The 16,468-nt window shown below is 67.9% G+C and carries 18 protein-coding genes; 1 reads left to right on the top strand and 17 read right to left on the bottom strand.

Features of this window, described 5'->3' with window-relative positions; translation table 11 throughout:
* Positions 1-35: 35 nt before the first annotated feature.
* The 12 genes from tolA to ribD form a co-directional block, all read right to left on the bottom strand.
* Positions 36-908: a cell envelope integrity protein TolA gene (tolA, locus tag OMP39_RS10465; RefSeq protein ID WP_264891668.1), complete on the bottom strand. Its 873-nt coding sequence runs from the start codon at positions 906-908 to the stop codon at positions 36-38.
* On the bottom strand, positions 905-1,330 hold the full coding sequence (gene tolR, locus OMP39_RS10460) for a protein TolR (protein WP_264891667.1): 426 nt from the start codon (positions 1,328-1,330) through the stop codon (positions 905-907). Before tolR ends, tolA begins: the two co-directional genes overlap by 4 nt.
* Before the next feature lie 10 nt (positions 1,331-1,340).
* Complete coding sequence (gene tolQ, locus OMP39_RS10455) at positions 1,341-2,051, bottom strand: protein TolQ (protein ID WP_264891666.1); 711 nt, start codon at positions 2,049-2,051, stop codon at positions 1,341-1,343.
* Positions 2,048-2,470 carry a tol-pal system-associated acyl-CoA thioesterase gene (gene ybgC / locus OMP39_RS10450; RefSeq protein WP_264891665.1) on the bottom strand — a complete coding sequence of 141 codons (423 nt, stop codon included), beginning with the start codon at positions 2,468-2,470 and terminating at the stop codon, positions 2,048-2,050. The genes tolQ and ybgC overlap by 4 nt, the downstream gene beginning before the upstream one ends.
* A gap of 57 nt (positions 2,471-2,527) precedes the next feature.
* Complete coding sequence (locus OMP39_RS10445; protein WP_264891664.1) at positions 2,528-2,917, bottom strand: TssQ family T6SS-associated lipoprotein; 390 nt, start codon at positions 2,915-2,917, stop codon at positions 2,528-2,530.
* Entirely contained in the window at positions 2,914-4,596 is a 1,683-nt protein-coding gene (locus OMP39_RS10440; RefSeq protein WP_264891663.1) for a serine/threonine-protein kinase, read from the bottom strand. Before OMP39_RS10440 ends, OMP39_RS10445 begins: the two co-directional genes overlap by 4 nt.
* Positions 4,597-4,694: 98 nt before the next feature.
* On the bottom strand, positions 4,695-5,873 hold the full coding sequence (locus tag OMP39_RS10435) for a pyridoxal phosphate-dependent aminotransferase (RefSeq protein ID WP_264891662.1): 1,179 nt from the start codon (positions 5,871-5,873) through the stop codon (positions 4,695-4,697).
* 90 nt (positions 5,874-5,963) lie between these two features.
* Positions 5,964-6,458 carry a transcription antitermination factor NusB gene (gene nusB, locus OMP39_RS10430; RefSeq protein ID WP_425340675.1) on the bottom strand — a complete coding sequence of 165 codons (495 nt, stop codon included), beginning with the start codon at positions 6,456-6,458 and terminating at the stop codon, positions 5,964-5,966.
* Entirely contained in the window at positions 6,449-6,913 is a 465-nt protein-coding gene (ribH, locus tag OMP39_RS10425) for a 6,7-dimethyl-8-ribityllumazine synthase (RefSeq protein ID WP_264891660.1), read from the bottom strand. Before ribH ends, nusB begins: the two co-directional genes overlap by 10 nt.
* A 37-nt stretch (positions 6,914-6,950) precedes the next feature.
* Complete coding sequence (ribBA, locus tag OMP39_RS10420; protein ID WP_264891659.1) at positions 6,951-8,051, bottom strand: bifunctional 3,4-dihydroxy-2-butanone-4-phosphate synthase/GTP cyclohydrolase II; 1,101 nt, start codon at positions 8,049-8,051, stop codon at positions 6,951-6,953.
* 232 nt (positions 8,052-8,283) lie between these two features.
* Entirely contained in the window at positions 8,284-8,901 is a 618-nt protein-coding gene (locus tag OMP39_RS10415; protein WP_264891658.1) for a riboflavin synthase, read from the bottom strand.
* Between the two features lie 72 nt (positions 8,902-8,973).
* The gene (ribD, locus tag OMP39_RS10410) at positions 8,974-10,056 is read right to left on the bottom strand and encodes a bifunctional diaminohydroxyphosphoribosylaminopyrimidine deaminase/5-amino-6-(5-phosphoribosylamino)uracil reductase RibD (RefSeq protein ID WP_264891657.1); all 1,083 of its coding nucleotides are present in this window, start codon (positions 10,054-10,056) and stop codon (positions 8,974-8,976) included.
* Positions 10,057-10,220: 164 nt separating this feature from the next.
* Between ribD and OMP39_RS10405 the strand changes: the two genes are divergently transcribed.
* Positions 10,221-10,697 carry a GspH/FimT family pseudopilin gene (locus tag OMP39_RS10405; RefSeq protein WP_264891656.1) on the top strand — a complete coding sequence of 159 codons (477 nt, stop codon included), beginning with the start codon at positions 10,221-10,223 and terminating at the stop codon, positions 10,695-10,697.
* 24 nt (positions 10,698-10,721) lie between these two features.
* Here the strand turns inward: OMP39_RS10405 and OMP39_RS10400 are convergent, their stop codons facing one another.
* The 5 genes from OMP39_RS10400 to pilV form a co-directional block, all read right to left on the bottom strand.
* A complete protein-coding gene (locus OMP39_RS10400) occupies positions 10,722-11,195 on the bottom strand; it encodes a type IV pilin protein (RefSeq protein WP_280925508.1) in 474 nt (157 codons plus the stop codon).
* 10 nt (positions 11,196-11,205) lie between these two features.
* On the bottom strand, positions 11,206-14,391 hold the full coding sequence (locus tag OMP39_RS10390; protein WP_264891655.1) for a pilus assembly protein: 3,186 nt from the start codon (positions 14,389-14,391) through the stop codon (positions 11,206-11,208).
* Positions 14,392-14,409: 18 nt separating this feature from the next.
* Positions 14,410-14,991 (bottom strand): pilus assembly PilX family protein, encoded by a 582-nt coding sequence (locus tag OMP39_RS10385; RefSeq protein WP_264891654.1) that lies wholly within the window; start codon positions 14,989-14,991, stop codon positions 14,410-14,412.
* Complete coding sequence (locus OMP39_RS10380) at positions 14,988-15,950, bottom strand: PilW family protein (RefSeq protein WP_483413720.1); 963 nt, start codon at positions 15,948-15,950, stop codon at positions 14,988-14,990. Before OMP39_RS10380 ends, OMP39_RS10385 begins: the two co-directional genes overlap by 4 nt.
* Before the next feature lie 92 nt (positions 15,951-16,042).
* Positions 16,043-16,450: a type IV pilus modification protein PilV gene (gene pilV / locus OMP39_RS10375; RefSeq protein ID WP_425340626.1), complete on the bottom strand. Its 408-nt coding sequence runs from the start codon at positions 16,448-16,450 to the stop codon at positions 16,043-16,045.
* Positions 16,451-16,468: the final 18 nt, after the last annotated feature.

Raw genomic sequence — 16,468 nt, 5'->3', positions numbered from 1 at the left:
CCCCCCACGCCACGCCTGCCCGCGTGGCCCCGGCGTCACAGGTCCCGAGGACGGAACGTGATGACGATGGGCGAGGGCACCTTTCCGTTCTCGTCGCGCGGCAGCGTCTGCGTCTTGTCGATCGCGCGCAGCACGGCCTGGTCCCACTCGGCGTTGCCGCTCGGGCGCAGCAGGCGCGACGAGACGATGGTGCCGTCGGGCGCGGCGCGCACTTCCACCTCGGCTTGCGGGTTGCCGCTCGCCACGTCGGTGTAGACGATGTTCGGCCGGATGCGGGCCCGCAGCTTGGCCGCGTAGCCAGGCGAAGGCGAGCCGGCAGCGCCGCCCTCGCGGACGCCGCTCGGGGCGGTGCCACTGCCGGCCTCGGTCATCAGCCGCTTGAGCCTTTCTTCGCGCTGGGCCTGGAGGCGCTTTTCCTGCTCCTCGGCCAGGCGCCGCTGCTCGGCCTCCTTGCGCTGCTGTTCTTCGCGCTTCTTGCGCTCGGCGAGCTTCTTCTCCTCTTCCTCACGCTTTTTCTGCTCGGCGAGCTTGCGGGCCTCTTCCTGGCGCTTCCTGCGCTCGGCCTCTTCCTTCTCGCGCTGCTCCTTGAGCTTGCGCTCGCGCTCCAGGGCGATGTCGGCTTGACGGTCCGGGGCCTGAACCGGTGCCGGCTCCGCCTGCTTGCGCGCAGGAGGGGGCACCGGCGAGACCTTCTCCTGTTCGGGCGGCGGTGGGGCCGGGGCGGCGGCTTGCGGCACGGCGGCCCACAGCTCGGCCTCCACCGCGTCGGGCTCGCTCGACCGCCAGTTCACCCCCAGCGCCAGGCCCACCACCAGCAGCACGTGCATCAGCAGCGCCAGCAGCAGGCCGCGGCCGCGAGCATCGGGTGCCCGCGGCATCAGGTCGTCGCGGTCCGTCGGAGCGTTCATGACGTGGATTTGACGGCCAAGCCCACCCGCTGCACGCCGGCGCGCTGCAGGGTGTCCATCACCTTGATCACCGCCTCGTACTTCACCGACTTGTCGGCCGAGATGACCACCGGCACCGACTGGCCGCCCTCCTGGGCCGACTTCACTTCAGCGGCCAGGCGGTTGAGCGCCACCGGGCCCGCGTCCTTGCCGTCGATGCGCAGCTTGATCGACTCGTCGCTGCCCACCACCACTTCCACCACCTTGTCGGGCTGCCGCGGGGCCTTGCCGACGCTGGGCAGGTCCACCAGGCCCGTGGTGATGAGCGGTGCGCTGACCATGAAGATGATCAGCAGCACCAGCATCACGTCGATGAAGGGCACCATGTTGATCTCGCTGATCGTGCGCCGGCGCGATCCGCCGCGGGGTGTCACCGCTGGCATCGCCGCCTCCTCAGACCTTGGCCGGCTGCCCCGGGCTCACGCCCTGCGCCTGGCCGATGTTGCGGTGGAGGATGTTCGAGAACTCCTCGATGAAGGTCTCCAGCTTGATCGCGATGCGGTCGATGTCGCGCGCGAAGCGGTTGTAGGCAATGACGGCCGGGATGGCGGCGAACAGGCCGATGGCGGTCGCCACCAACGCCTCCGCGATGCCGGGCGCCACGGTGGCCAGCGTGACCTGCTGCAAGTTGGCCAGGCCGGTGAAGGCATGCATGATGCCCCACACCGTGCCGAACAGGCCGATGTAAGGCGCCACCGAGCCCACAGTGGCCAGGAACGACAGATGCGACTCCACCGCGTCCATCTCGCGCTGGAAGCTGGCGCGCATGGCGCGGCGGGCCCCATCGAGCAGCGCACCCCCGTCCGTCACCCGCCGCTCGCGCAGCTTCAGGAACTCGCGCATGCCCGAGGCGAAGATGCGCTCCATCGGCCCCGCGTGGCGGGCGCTCTCGGCCGCCATGCCGTACAGGTCGTTGAGATTGCGGCCCGACCAGAACTCACGCTCGAAGTCGTCGTTGAGGGTGCGCACGCGCCCCAGGCCGAAGAACTTGCCGAAGATGACCGTCCAGCTCGCCAACGACATCAAGAGCAGCACGCCCATCACGATCTGCACGACGAAGCTCGCCTGCAGCACCAATTGGATGATCGACAAGTCCTGGTTCATCGAAGTTTCTCGTAGATCTCTGAAGGGATGCGCCGCGGGCGAAAGCTCGCGACGTCCACGCAACCGATTTTGATGTCGCCCTCGGCCAGCAAGGTTCCCTCGCACCACGCCTGCTGCACGATTTCGAACGACGCCGCCGCGGCACGGCGCACCTGCACCGTGACTTCGAGCAGGTCGTCCAGGCGCGCGGGGCGCAGGTAGCGCACGGCCGTGTGCGCGACGACGAACATCACGCCCGTCTCGGCCCGCATCCGCTCCTGCGAAAAGCCGGCCGAACGCAGCCACTCGGTGCGGGCCCGCTCGAAGAACTTCAGGTAGTTGGCGTAGAACACGACGCCGCCGGCGTCGGTGTCCTCCCAGTACACGCGGATCGGAAACCGGAAGGCTGCACTGGCCCCCGGCGCCTGCGGTTCGGACATGCGTTGAGCCTGCGCAGCCCGCACGGGGCCGCACGCTGGCAGTCGAAGAAAGGCGAATTATCGCGCAGTGCGCGCGTACACCGGGCCCCAGAGGGGATGCCCCACCTCGGACTTGCTCAGCGCGAAAGCCGGGTCGGCCTGGCGCGCCGCCCGGAAGGCGGCCTCGCACTGGGCCGTGCGCCGGCTCGTGCAGTAGATGAACGCGAGGTACTTGTGCGCCGCGGCCTGGTCCTTCGGGGAGGCCAGACCGGCCTGCAGCGCGCGATTGAGCTGCCGTTCCGACTCGTCGTAGTGCGCGTCCTCGTAGGCGCGAATGCCGGCGAGCAACGCTTTTTCGGCGGGGCGCTCGGCGAGTTCGGTCACGCCCGGTGGCGGCGAGGGGTGCAAGGGTGCACAGGCGCCGAGCACGGCGCTCGCGGCGAGCAGCGGGTAGAGCAAAGGCTTCATGGTCCGAACTTGTGCTTGACCGTGACCGGTTGGCCCGGGCTCACGTTCACCGTCACGGAGTGAGGCGGGAATTCGTCGTTGCGCAAGGTGATCGTGTGCCGGCCTTCCGTCAACGTGAGCCGGTTGAGTGGCGGCACGGTGCCGGCCGCCTGGCCGTCCACTTCCACGTGCGCCCAGGGGCTCACCGCCAGGGTCACCGTGCCGGTGGCCGCGGGGACCGCGGGCGTCGCCACGGTCGGGACGACAGCGCCGTTGGCCGGCTTGCCGGCCGACTCCCGGGGGCGCCTTGCGGGAGCGGGCGGCGTCCCGGAGCCGGCTCGCGCGAGAGCGCCCGGTTGCCCGGCCGCGGCCGTCGCCGCGCCTGCCGAGCTGTCTGCCGTCCTCTGAGCCACCGCAGGCGGCGGGGCGGTCGCCTGCGCAGGAAGTTCGGCTGCATCCGTGGCCGCGGACGAGGCGGCGGGGACCGCGGCGTGGGCGCCGGGCGCCGCCGCGTCCTCGGCCGTCGGCGCCGTGTCGTGGCCGAACCGGTACGCCGCACTTGCCACCACCAGGGCCGCGCCGCCGCCCAGGAGCAGCCACAGCCCGGTGCGCTGGCGGTGCCGGGCCTGGGCCCGCTCCTGTTGCGCGCTGGCGTCGGCCTCTTCCTCGAGCCAGTGGCGCAACTCGCGCGAGAACACGCGGGCCGAGCGGTAGCGGTCGTCCGGGTTCTTCTCCATCGCGCGCGCCGCAATGGCCGACAGTGCCGGCGGCACCTGCGGGTTCACCTCGTGCGCCGGCGCAGGGCGGTGCGCGATCACCGCCGTGGCGATGTCGCTGAGCGTGGCCCCCTGGAACGGCTTGGTGCCGGTGAGCAGCTCGTACAGCACCACGCCGAGCGAGAACACGTCGCACCGCCGGTCCACGGGTTCGTGGCGCACCTGCTCGGGCGCCATGTAGTACGGTGAGCCGACCGCGAACTCGTCGCCGCCGGACGGGCTCTCCTGCTGGCTGGCGACGCGGGCGATGCCGAAGTCCAGCACCTTGGGCTGGGTGCGGCCCACCATGAAGATGTTGGCCGGCTTGACGTCGCGATGAACGACCCCCTTGGAATGGGCATACGCGAGCGCGTCGGCCACCCGCCGGACCAGCAGTGCCGCTTCATCGGGTTTGGGCCGCCAGCCCTCCTTCAAGAGCTGCCGCAGGTCCTTGCCCTTGAGCAACTCCATCGCGATGTACGCGCCTTGCTCACTGGTGCCGGCATCGAAGACGGTGACGATGTGCGGGTGCGTGAGGCTCGCCACCGCGCGCGCCTCGTTGAGGAACATCTCGTTGAACCGCTCCCGGCCTTCCGGAGAGAGGTCCACGCTCAGCGTCTTGATCGCCACGAGCCGCGAGAGCAGCGGGTCCTGCGCGGCATACACGGTGCCCAGGCCGCCTTCGCCGAGTCGGTACTTCAACGCGTACCGGCCGATGTGCCCGATGGTGGGCAGCCCGTCGTAGTCGCCCGTGCCCGGGCGTTCAGCTTCCAGGATGGAGTCCGGCAGATCGCCCGCCGCCGTGTCGCGCTCGTGCAGCGGCGACGCCGGATGCCTGCCCGGTGCAGCATCCGCATCCCGGCCCGGTTCGCCGGGCAGCGCGAGGACGGTCTTCTGGAATTCCACGGTGTCGGCAGAATAGACGAACTTCTCGCAAGCTCTCAATCGAAGCAGCCGTGAGAAACGTCGCTTATTCTCGCGCTTGCGGTAACGTCTTGTGACCCCGAACCGCTCGTCCGGTGGGCATCGCCGCTCGTCGCGGGCTACAAGACCTGCGAGAGCCGATCCACCGCCTCCTCGAGCAGGTCACGCCGGCTCGCATAGGAGAAGCGCACATAGCGGTCGGTTTGCGCGCGGCCGAAGTCGCGCCCGGGCGTGATCGCGATCTGCGCCCGGCGCATCAGTTCGAACACGAAGTCCCAACTGCTCGTGTGGTGCGCCGAGCAATCCGCCCACGCGTAGAACGCGCCGTCGGGCATCACCGGCACGCGCAACCCGAGCCGCTCGAGGGCCGGCACGAGGTAGTCCCGGCGCGCGCGGAACTCCGCGCGCCGCCGCTCGTACTCGTCGATGCTCTCGGGCTCGAAGCAGGCGAGGGCGGCGTGCTGCGCCACCGTGGACGGGCAGATGTAGAGGTTCTGCGCGAGCCGCTCGACGGCAGGCAGCATCGCCTCGGGCACCACCAGCCAGCCGAGCCGCCAGCCGGTCATGCAGAAGTACTTCGAAAAGCTGTTGATCGTGATGACGTCGTCGCCGAGTTCCAGGGCGCTGTGGCCGTAGGCCTCGTCGAAGCTCAGGCCCAGATAGATCTCGTCGACCAGCGTGACCCCGTCGTGCCGGCGCACCGTCTCCACGATGCGTCGCATCTCGTCTCGCTCGATGGACGTGCCCGTCGGGTTGGACGGCGAAGCGAGCAGCACGCCGCGCGTGTGCTCCCCCCAGCAGGCGCGCACCTGCTCGGCCCCGAGCTGAAAGCGCGTGGAGGGCCCGCTTTCCACCAGCACGGGCCGCCCTCCCGCCGCCGTCACGAAGTGCCGGTTGCAGGGGTAGCTGGGGTCCGGCATCAGCACCTCGTCGCCGGCCTCGACGAGCGCGAGACAGGCCAACTGCAGGGCCCCCGACGCGCCCGCGGTCAAGACAATGCGCCGCGCCGGCACGTCCACCGCGAAGCGGTCGCGATACCAGCCGCTGATGCGCTCACGCAGCGCTTCGAGGCCGAGCGCCGGGGTGTACTGCGTGCGCCCTTCGCGCACGCAACGCTCCGCCGCCTCGCGCACGGGCTCGGTCGCCGTGAAGTCGGGCTCCCCGATGTTCAGGTAGATCATCGGCCGGCCGCCTCGGGCAGGGTCGCACAAGGCGCTGCGGGCGAGTTCGTCCGCGGCCTTGGCGCACTCCATCACATAGAAGGGCTCGATCGCTTGCGTGCGCCGGGCGAGCCTCATCGCAGGTTCCTCCGCTCGCCGGCCGTGAAGGGTGCGCCGAGGGGCAAGCGCGTCTGGATCGGCTCGGTGGCGACGCTCATATGCGCTCGTTCACTGGCGCTGGCGCCCGGCCTGCACCTCGACCGGGCGCAACTCCACGGCCGCCTTGTCGAGCACGCCGTTCACGTACTTGTGCCCGTCGGTGCCGCCGAACGATTTCGCCAGTTCCACCGCCTCGTTGATCGCGACCTTGTAGGGCACGTCGATGCAATGCTTGAGTTCGTACACGCCGATCATCAGCACCGCGTGCTCGACCGGCGAGAGCTCGGTCGTCTTGCGGTCCACGTGCGCGGCGAGCGTCGCATCGATGTCGGCCGCTTCGCGGATGCAGCCGTGCAGCAGCGCGTCGAAGTGGGCCAGATCGGCCTTGGCGAAGCCTTCCAGCTCGCGCAGGTGCGCCTCGATCTCGCCGGGCTGTGCGCCGCCGACCAGCCACTGGTACAGCCCCTGCAGCGCAAACTCGCGCGAGCGTCGCCGCGCCGACTTGACCGCGGCGCGCTTGGGACCGGACTTGTCCGCTTTGGGTTCTGAATCACTCACGACAATTCTTCCAACAACTTCGCCATCTCCAGCGCCACGCGGGCGGCATCGCGGCCTTTGTCCTCGGCCCGTGCCCAGGCCTGCGCCTCGTTTTCGACGGTGAGGATCGCGTTCGCGATGGGCAGCCGGTAGTCGAGCGACACGCGGCTCACGCCCGCACCGCTTTCGTTGGCCACAAGCTCGAAGTGGTACGTCTCGCCGCGGATGATGCAACCGAGGGCGATGAGCGCTTCGAAATGCTCCGACTCGGCCATCGCCTGCAGGGCCACCGGCACTTCCAGCGCGCCGGGCACGGTCACATGCCGGACGTGGCGGCGCTCCACGCCGTGCGCGAGCAACTCCTCCAGGCAGGTCTGCGCGAGCCGATCCGTGACGGCCTGGTTGAAACGGGCCTGGACGATGCCGATCCGCAGGCCCTTGCCATCGAGTTCGCGGGCCTGGCCCTTGTCTGCGCCTTGCATAGCGGTGATTCCTTGACGAACGAAAGGCCGGTGCTGCTCAAGCCTCGGCTTCGACGAAGCCGGTGACTTCCAGACCGTAACCGCCCACCAGACTGGGCATGCGGCGCGGGCGGCCCAACAGCTTCATGCGTCCCACCCCGAGGTCTCGCAGGATCTGGGCGCCCACGCCGTATGTGCGCAGATCCATTTGCGCGTTGCGCCTCGGAGCCGCCTCGGCATTCGGCGAGAAGCGCTCCAGCAGGCTGTCGACTCCTTCTCCGCAGTTGAGCAGGACCGCCACTCCGCGGCCTTCGTCCTGCAGCCGCTGCAAGGCGCTGGCCAGCGGCCACGAGTGCGTCGAGTGGCCGGCATCGAGCAGATCGAACACCGACAAGGGCTCGTGCACCCGCACCAGCACCTCCTGCTCCGCGTTCCATTGCCCCAGGGTGAGGGCCAGGTGCAGCCCGCCCGAGTGGTCGCGGTAGGCGGTGCAATCGAACCGCCCCGCCGGGGTGGCGAGCGCGCGCTGCCCGACGCGCTGGATCAGCGTTTCGTTGCGGCTGCGGTACTCGATCAGGTCGGCGATCGTGCCGATCTTGAGTCCGTGTTGCTCGGCGAAACGCTCCAGGTCGGGCAGGCGCGCCATCGTCCCGTCGTCGTTCATGATCTCGCAGATCACCGCGGCGGGCGTCAGACCCGCCATGCCGGCGAGATCACAGCCCGCCTCGGTGTGCCCGGCGCGCATCAGCACGCCGCCCTCCTGGGCCTGCAGCGGGAAGATGTGTCCCGGCTGCACGAGATCGCTGGGCTTGGCGTCGCGCGCCACCGCCACCTTCACCGTATGCGCACGGTCGGCGGCGGAGATGCCGGTCGTCACTCCTTCGGCGGCCTCGATCGAGACCGTGAAGGCCGTGCCGTGCTTCGTACCGTTGCGCGACGCCATCGGCGGCAACTGCAGCCGCTCGCACCGCTCGCGCGTGAGCGTGAGGCAGATCAAGCCGCGGCCGTACTTGGCCATGAAGTTGATCGCCTCGGGTGTGACGTGATCCGCGGCGATGACGAGGTCGCCTTCGTTCTCGCGGTCCTCCTCGTCGACGAGGATGACCATGCGGCCCGCGGCGAGCTCCGCAATGATTTCGGGGACGGGGGAGATGGGCATGGCCGCCATTGTAGGTGGGGCCGGCAGGGCCCCGGCCGAGGGCCGTCTTTGCGGACGGCCTGCGCCGACGCGAGGGGTCTGGCCCGCAGAGCGTCCGAGGCTCGATCGAAGGTCGAGCAAGCCCCGGACGGCGGGGCCCGCAGCCGCGGGACTCTCCCCCGGCGCCGGCCGGTGGCCGCCGCCTCCTCCTTGATGTCCGGCGCCTGCGCGCCCCCCCCCCCGCCCTGGGCTCCTAGCCGGTGCTCAACATGCGCTCGACGTAGCGCGCGATCAGGTCGATCTCCAGATTGACGAGGTCGCCTTCTGCCAGCCCACCCAGCGTCGTCTGCTGCAGCGTATGGGGGATGAGGTTGATGCTGAACTCGGTCCCGTCGTCGCGGTCTTCGATGCGATTGACGGTGAGGCTGACCCCGTTGACCGTGATCGAGCCCTTGCGCGACAGATAGCGCGCCAGCTCCCGCGGCGCGAGGACGCGCAGCTCCCATGACTCCCCCACGGGCCGGAACCACGTGACGCGGCCCAGGCCGTCCACATGACCCGTCACGATGTGGCCGCCCAGCCGGTCCTCGGCGCGCAGCGCCTTCTCCAGATTCACCGGCCCCGGCGCGGCCAGCCCCGCCGTGCGCGACAGGCTCTCCTGAGAGATGTCCACCGTGAAGGAGCGCCCGGCCACGTCGAGCGAGGTGACGGTCATGCACGCGCCATTCAGGGCAATGCTGTCGCCCAGTTGCACGTCGTCCAGATAGCCCTGCGGGGCCTCGATGGTCAGCCGCTTGCCATGGGCGGCGGACGCCCCCAAGGGCTCCACCGCCAGGATGCGCCCCACGCCGGTGATGATGCCTGTGAACATGCGGGCATTGTCTCAGGATTGTCAGCCAGTACCGGCGTGCAGAGCGGGCACCGGGGGGAGGGCCCCACCCCCTCAGAACCGCTCGCGGCCGGGCGGCCGGGCGCGAATGCGCAGGTCCTCTCCCACGGGCTGCACCTCGAGAAAGCGCAGCCCCACGGCCTCGTCCAGGCTTTGCAGCGGCCCGAAGCGCAGCATCTCGCGACCCAGGCCGAGCAACTTGGGCGCCAGGTAGATCAGGAACTCGTCCACCAGGCCCTCTCGCAGCAGCGAGCCGTTCAGCTTGTGGCCCGCCTCCACGTGCAGCTCGTTGATGCCCCGTCGAGCCAAGTCCCGCAGCATGGCGCTCAGGTCCACCTTGCCCGAAGGCCCGGGGCACAGCGCGACCTCGGCTCCCCGCGCCTCGAGCGCTGCCCGGCGCACCACGTCGTCCTGCGCGGCGTAGATCAGCACCGAGCCGGGCGATTGCAGGATGCGGGCGCCAGGGGGCGTTTCCAGCCGCGAATCGACGATCACCCGCAAGGGCTGCCTCGGCGTTTCTACCTCGCGCACATCCAGGCGCGGATCGTCCTCCAACACGGTGCCGATGCCGGTGAGCACGGCGCCCGCTCGGGCGCGCCAGGCATGGCCGTCGGCACGGGCCGCTGCACCCGTGATCCACTGACTGCGCCCGTTGTCGAGCGCGGTGCGCCCGTCCAGCGAGGCCGCGATCTTCATGCGCACCCAGGGCACCCCGCGCACCATGCGGGAGAAGAACCCGATGTTGATTTCCCTCGCTTCCCGGTCCAGCAGTCCGACCTCCACCTGGATCCCGGCGGCGCGCAAGCGCTCGATGCCGCGGCCTGCCACGAGGGGGTTCGGGTCCTGCACGGCCACCACCACACGGGCCACCCTGGCCTCGACGAGCGCATCCGCGCAGGGCGGGGTGCGGCCGAAGTGGGAACAGGGCTCGAGCGTCACGAAGACCGTCGCGCCGGCCGTCGCCACGCCCAGCTCGCGGGCGCGCGCCAGCGCGTCAGCTTCGGCGTGCCGATGACCGGGCGGCTGCGTGTGGCCGAGGATGGGGGCGCCTGCCGTCGGAAGCAGGACGCAGCCTACCGCAGGGTTCGGCGGCGCGTGCCAAAGCGACCTGTGGGCTTCCTCCAGCGCACGCTTCATCCACTGCGCGTCGGCGAGGTCACCCCCCTTGGGGGATACGGTTCGGGGCGCCATTTCTCTAGACTGTCATGCACAACAAGACGCAAGGATAGGGAGGGACTGTACCCGTGCATCGTCGCTGGTGCTCACGGCCGCGTTCGTGCGGCCGCTCGCTTCTCGAGATCATGACCGTGCTCGGTGTGCTGAGCGTTCTCGCTGGCGCTGCGTCTCCGAGCATGGCGCGTTTGGTGGCGCGCTACCAACAGCAGGCGGCCCTATCGGCTCTGTATGCCCACCTCTCCATGGCAAGGCAGATGGCCGTCGCCAAGGGGCAGCGCATCACGGTGCGGGCGGCGCCGGCGGGCTGGCACCAGGGCTGGGAGGTCTTCGCCGACACGAACCGCAACGCCCTGCTCGACGAAGGCGAGACGGTCCTGGCCGTGGGTCAGGCCCGCCGAGTGCACATTTCGGCGAGAGGGCCGATGGCCGAGTATGTGTCGTTCGATCCTGCGGGGTGGCCCGTGCAGGCGAACGGGGCGTTCCTGAGTGGCCGGTTCGTCATATGTTCGCCGGGGGACCCGCACACACATCTGTTGGTGATGAGCGCCGCCGGGCGGATCCGACAGGAACGAGCGCAGGGCCACTGCCCTCAGGCATCCTGAGGAGGGGCGGGGGCCGTCCCTCCCTTACTTCCAGCAGTCGCTCACCGCAGTTCCAGTCACGCTCACCTTCTTTTCACCGCGGTGATTGAAGCTCAAGGTACCGCACTTCGTGTCCAACGTGGCTTGGTGACCCTGCGGGACGGCTTCGATCGTGTAGCTGCCGGCGGTCGGCTCTCCGGCGGCGAACTGCAACACGTACTGGCCGGCGAGGTCGGTCGTGCACTGCGTGCTGGGGAATGTCACTGCCACGCCGGCGGCGGTCTGGTCGTACCGCATGTTGGTCGCATAAAAGCGCTCCATGAACTGCGATACCTCGAGCAGGCACGACTGAGCGGTCGCTCGGCGCGACGTCATCACGTGCTGCTGGTAGCTCGGATAGGCAATCGAAGCCAGGATGGCCACGATCGCGACGACGATCATCAGTTCGACGAGCGTGAAACCCTCGGTGCCTGATCGCGCCCGACGTTCACTTGCAAAGGAGCTGCGGAAGGTCTTCATACCGATCCCATCATCGCTTCACGATTTCCCGCCAGGAGATCCGGCCGGCAGCCGAGATGTTCACGCCGACGGAGTTGAGTTGGCCCTTCGATCCCCCGACAGCCAAGCGGTTGCCCACGACGATCGCTTCGGTCGGCATGCCGACGCCGAGGTCCACCGACCCCACGATCTTTCCGGCGATCATGTCTGAGCTGTTGAAGGCACGGTCGGCGTTGAGGTCGAAGAAGACGTCGTCGAGCGCGGTGCCGGTGAAGGGGTTGATGGCGTTCACGTACCCGCGGCCCGCCGCCGAGCATTGGGTCGATTCGGGAATGATGCTGCTCGCCAGCAGCACCGGCCGGCCCAGATTCACCACGCGGGAAGCCGAGACGATGCGCTCTCCCTCGACCTTGCTGCCGACCTTGAGATCGACGAACCACCCTTGCTTGCCGATCATGTCGTTCGATGATGAGGTCGAGAACGCGCGCACCGACAGGCCCGACACCGTGCCTTGCTCGACGATGTGGCGTTCCCGAAGCTCAGAGCGGCTGCTGATTTGCGCGTCGTTGTCGATGATTCCATACCACGTTTGAACCTGCTGGTTCGTGGGGTCGCCGGCAGCCAGGTAGCGGCCCGTTCCGAACAGAACGAAACGTTTGCCTCGGTTGGGGTCGCCGTTCACATCATTGACGACTGCAGCGGGCTGTCCGGTGATGGGTTGTCTCGCGCCGGAGGCGTCCTTGGCGACGAACAGAGGAGCGGGAGACGCTTCGGAGCCGAAGGCCACTTTCCACCCGCTGGACGACTTGCCCGTGAGGTCGAACTTCCAGAGATTGCCGAGGAGGTCTCCGGCGTACACGTAGTCCGCCGTCCCGTCACGGTCCATGTCGAGAACTGCAGGGGAGCCCAAGCCGTTCGAAGTTGCCGACGAGCCGGCCTTGGTGTCGATCTTGACGGTCTTGCCCGAATCGAGCTCGACGACATAAAGCACCGCCCGTTCGTTCGCGCTGTTGTAGCCATTGCCGAAGATCGCGACCCACTTGCCGTTGTTCGCTTTGGCGATCACGATCTTCCCGAGGACCAGGCCCATGTCGTTGTCGCCAGCTCCGATTTCCCACAGCACGTTGTTTCCGGAGAAGGAGCCGGGGTTGGTGACGTCCAGTCCGAAGACGCCTTTGCCCCCTCGTCCGAGTGCGGCCACGAGGTAGTTCTTGTCCTTCGTCTGCGTCTTGGCGGAGACGGCGATCTCGCCGTCCACGAAGTAGCGGTGGTTGTAGTGCGGCTCGCTCAGCGTCTTCAGAGCCCCGATCAGCGACCCAGGGATGTAGGCGAACTTCTCCACGCCGCTGCTGGCGTCGAATGCATGGAGCATCCCGTCGTTTGCACCGATGAAGAGGGTGTTGGAGTCCGCGCTGTAGGCAGGCGAGGAGTTCACGATGTCGCCCAGGAGGCTCGGGCGGGTCCGATAGACGCCGTCGGGCTGCGAGCGCTCCTTGCTGCGGTTCCCCCGGAGATAGAGCAGCACGTCCTCGCTGCCGAGCGCCGTCTTCTGCGCAGTCGTCAACGCATTCCAGCGGAACTCGATGCCGTTTCCATTCTGGTCGCTGCGGGTGTAGATCCTACGGCTGTCGTGCGCCGGAATCTTCTCGGACGCGAGCCATTTGGGAGTGGCGCCAATACCCTGCCCCGAGATGGAGAAGGCCTTGAGTTCTCCCGTCCAGGCGCCTGCGATGTAACTCGCCTGGTAAACCGTCGTGCCCGTGTCGAGTTGGGTGCTGTTGGCCGAGACATTGGACGCCGAGCTGACCTGCTCGCTGATCGTCCCCAAGGCTTGGCGGATGCCCTCGTTGAGTTGCTTCGGGTCGCTGGCCGCGACGAAGCGCCCCCGGCCGTTCACCGTGGCGTGCCACAGGTCGTCGATTCGCTCCGCGTCCTCGCGATCCGTCGGATCGGGCCAGACCTTGCTCCCGGCCGTGAGCGCCGGCAAGTCGGCGGCGGGATCGAGCGTGCCCCGCAGTCCGATGGAAATTCCGAACGTGACCATGTGTTGCCAGTTGGCGGGATTCCCACTGGTGGTGGGCACGATGTTGGACAGGTCGGGTCTCAGATCGGTCTTCCAGTAGTGCATCGCCACGTCGGCCAACGTGTTGGAATGGTTGTCCTTGTAAGGGGTGCTGGGGGTGTAGTTCACTCCACCCGCCGTGCCATCGGCATTCCCGACGGGGGTGTAGCCGGTCGTGGAGTTCCAGTACCCGTCGGTGGTGAGGATGGCGAAGTTCTGCCGACATGCGACCTGGTTCGACGCGGGTTCCGGTCCCCAAGGCCCATCCTTGCCGGTGTCAGAGAAGTACTGGCCCGCTCGCTGGAGCGCCGGGATCAGGGGCGTGCTGCCGCTCGCCCGCGCCTTGTAAAGAGCGTCATACCACTTTTGCTTGTTGTCGCCCCGGAAGAGACCGCCGTCGCTTTGCACGGGGATGTCGAAGCGGCCGCGGTTCCAGATGGAGGTGTATCCCACCCGGTAGTTCTCGCCGAGGTCGGCAAAGGCGCTGCCGGCAGCAGCCTTGGCCACTTTGATACGGGTGCGGTGATAGGAATACCAGGTGGCGAAATTCTTCAGTTCGTCCGCAACGCTACGCTTCGTCTTGGAGTCGACCTCGGTGGTTTCGGTGCAATTGCGGCTCCACGTCGCCTTTGCGGCGTTGAACTCGCAACGCTCGATCCGGATGACCGAGTTGTCCTTGTAGATCCGGAACCTGTAGTAATCGGAGCGAGTCGCGCTCGAGATGGGCGGCACCGAGTCCGTCTTGCCGGCGTAGTACACCCTGTCGCTCTCGGACAGGTCGATGCTGTCCCTCAGTTCATCGTCGTCGGAATAGGCGTCGGTGTAGGTGGTGCCCCCGGTCTTGTAGCTGCCGTCGGCGTTGCGCCAAGCCGTGTAGGTGACGCGGGGGTTGTAGTAGATGGTGTTGATGGAATGGTTGTGCCGCCGCCATTCGGGGGGGTTGGAAAGCGAGGGCATCTCGTCATCCGCCATCGATCCGGAGTCGTCGAGGATGAAGAGAACGTTGGGAGGCACGAGGGTCCCGGACTGAAGGGGGATCGGTGGAATGTCGATCGCAGCCAGGACCGTGGACGACAGGCCGAAATGAAGGGCCAGCAAGGCGGCGCACGCTCGAAGCCAGCTCTTCTGCGCTTTCGTATGGAGGTGGTTCTTCATGATGCTCTCCCGGCGCAATCAAGGGGCTGTGAACATCGATTGCAAGGTGACCTCGGCGCGGTCCGCTCCGGCTTCGCTCTTCGCCGTGACCCGGTACAGCTTGCAGGTCGTCGCCGTGTAGGCGTTTCCGGGGTTGCAGGGGAAGCCGATGCCCATGTACTCGACGAGATACCGCGGGGTCCCGGCGAGGCTGCCTAGCGAGCCCGACACGCTTGCCCAGTTGTCCTTCGGTTGCTGGTCCCAGGGGGCTACGCACATCGGGTCTGGCATCCCGCACAGGCCTGTGCCCGCCGCACAAGGCTGGAGGTCACACTGATCCGGGTTCGGGTCGTCGTCCGGGTACTTGTGCGTCGGGAACCCGACGTTCGGAGTGGCTGCCTGGGCTTGAGCGAGCGCGGCGGCCTCGCCTGCCCGTAGCGCGGCCTCCGCAGCTTGGAACGCCAGGTTGCGGTCGTACTGGTTGGCAGCCATCTTCTCCTGCAAGATCACCCCACGAAGGCTCGCCACGCCGAGCAGCGTGACGACGATCAGCAGCACCAAGGCCACGATCAGCGTGGCGCCCCGAAGGGAGCGGGGATGAGAGACGATGCGAGGCTTCATGACAGGCGGTTGCGTAGGCCGATGACGTGTATGGACTGCCGGCGCAAGGCTTGTCCGTCTGTTCCGACTCGCTCGCTTCCCTGGAAGGTCAAGGTCAGACGCACTGAAACGACCGAATTCCAGTCGATGACACCGGCGGGGGGCACGTAGTCGGTTGCCAGGGTGGTGCCGCTGCTGCTGAGGAAGGCCACCTCCATGTCCTCGACACCCTCGACGATCTCTTCGACTTGGACGGTCGCAGCCGAATCGAGCCGCGCCCGAAAGAGCGAGCGGCCCGTACGTCCGTCGGCGCGTGTGAAGTTTCCGATGTACCAAGCCTCGGCGGCGAGCTTCATGAGCTGCCCGCCTTGGAACTCGTACTGCGTGCCGACCGCCGAGCACACGACGGGCAGGCCCAGTCCCTTGGTGCAATTGCCGGGCGACCGCGCGTTGCCGGTGTTGTGCACGATCGTGACGTTGCTGGAGTTGCTGTTGGTCGCCTGGAAGATCGCGGCCTGCTTGTAGTCGCACACGAGCAGGACATCGCCGTCTTTCACGCCGTGCGCGATGCTGCCGACCTTGAACTCGGCCGAGGTGGGGTTGTGCGACACGACCGGGACCGCACTGTTGCTGTCGCCATACAGGATCACGATGGCCTCCGTGCCGGGCACCCGCTCTGCATGGCCCGTTCCGAAGCCCTTGACCGGAAACTCATCGGACCCACCATAGCCGCGCAGCCCCTCTCCCCATTGCGCCCACCAAGTGGTCGCAGTGTTGTTGAGCACGTTGGCCGTGGGCAGATTGCGGCCACACGGCGAACCACCGGCTTCGCGGATGCTGCGCGCCATCAGTTCGAAGGCGGTGCGAGCGTTCTCCTGGACGCGGGCGAGTTGTTCGGTGGTGCGGAATGCCTCCCGGTTGGACAGGAAGACGGCGATGACGCCGCCCAGGATCAGCAGGCCCAGTACGATCGCGACCATCAGCTCGACCAGCGTCAGGCCTCGCAGGGATCGGTGTGACCGATGCTGCCCGGCGCGGCGGGACCCGCGGAATGGAGAGGGCGTGAGGGGGTTCATAGGCGGGTGGTCGTCTCGATCATCTGGAACCGTTCGTCGCCCTCGAGGTTGCGGTCTTCCCAATAGACACGCACGGTGCAAGACGCGGAGTCGCAGGTGATCTCTCCGCAGGTGGAGACGCGGTCGCCGAGTTCGGCTTTCAAGGCCTGGATCCACGCTTCCTGGTCGTTCGAGATCAGGGTCGAGCCATCGTTGAGCGCCGTGCAGGTCTTGCTCAGGTCGTATGCGCCTGCCTTGGCTTGTTCGGCATTGACGCGCATCGCGTCGAGCATGAAGTAGCTCAGCATCACGGCCTGGCTGCGGTCGAAGGCCGCTTGGTTGTTCTTGAGCGCGCGTGCCTGCAGCCCCGCGATACCGAGAATCCCGATGGACAGCACGAGGACGGCGACGAGGACTTCGACCAAGCCCGCACCTCGCTGGGC

The sequence above is a fragment of the Schlegelella aquatica genome (genome assembly GCF_026013905.1).
In the GTDB taxonomy this organism is placed as follows: Bacteria; Pseudomonadota; Gammaproteobacteria; order Burkholderiales; family Burkholderiaceae_C; genus Caldimonas; species Caldimonas aquatica.
Note: the sequence above shows the minus strand (reverse complement) of the source record. Positions and strands in the feature narration are given on the sequence as shown.

Coding starts and splice junctions, on each gene's coding strand:
- tolA (WP_264891668.1), bottom strand. CDS start 908: ATGAACGCTCCGACGGACCGCGACGACCTGATGCCGCGGGCACCCGAT.
- tolR (WP_264891667.1), bottom strand. CDS start 1,330: ATGCCAGCGGTGACACCCCGCGGCGGATCGCGCCGGCGCACGATCAGC.
- tolQ (WP_264891666.1), bottom strand. CDS start 2,051: ATGAACCAGGACTTGTCGATCATCCAATTGGTGCTGCAGGCGAGCTTC.
- ybgC (WP_264891665.1), bottom strand. CDS start 2,470: ATGTCCGAACCGCAGGCGCCGGGGGCCAGTGCAGCCTTCCGGTTTCCG.
- OMP39_RS10445 (WP_264891664.1), bottom strand. CDS start 2,917: ATGAAGCCTTTGCTCTACCCGCTGCTCGCCGCGAGCGCCGTGCTCGGC.
- OMP39_RS10435 (WP_264891662.1), bottom strand. CDS start 5,873: ATGAGGCTCGCCCGGCGCACGCAAGCGATCGAGCCCTTCTATGTGATG.
- ribH (WP_264891660.1), bottom strand. CDS start 6,913: ATGCAAGGCGCAGACAAGGGCCAGGCCCGCGAACTCGATGGCAAGGGC.
- ribBA (WP_264891659.1), bottom strand. CDS start 8,051: ATGCCCATCTCCCCCGTCCCCGAAATCATTGCGGAGCTCGCCGCGGGC.
- OMP39_RS10415 (WP_264891658.1), bottom strand. CDS start 8,901: ATGTTCACAGGCATCATCACCGGCGTGGGGCGCATCCTGGCGGTGGAG.
- ribD (WP_264891657.1), bottom strand. CDS start 10,056: ATGAAGCGTGCGCTGGAGGAAGCCCACAGGTCGCTTTGGCACGCGCCG.
- OMP39_RS10405 (WP_264891656.1), top strand. CDS start 10,221: ATGACCGTGCTCGGTGTGCTGAGCGTTCTCGCTGGCGCTGCGTCTCCG.
- OMP39_RS10400 (WP_280925508.1), bottom strand. CDS start 11,195: ATGAAGACCTTCCGCAGCTCCTTTGCAAGTGAACGTCGGGCGCGATCA.
- OMP39_RS10390 (WP_264891655.1), bottom strand. CDS start 14,391: ATGAAGAACCACCTCCATACGAAAGCGCAGAAGAGCTGGCTTCGAGCG.
- OMP39_RS10385 (WP_264891654.1), bottom strand. CDS start 14,991: ATGAAGCCTCGCATCGTCTCTCATCCCCGCTCCCTTCGGGGCGCCACG.
- OMP39_RS10380 (WP_483413720.1), bottom strand. CDS start 15,950: ATGGTCGCGATCGTACTGGGCCTGCTGATCCTGGGCGGCGTCATCGCC.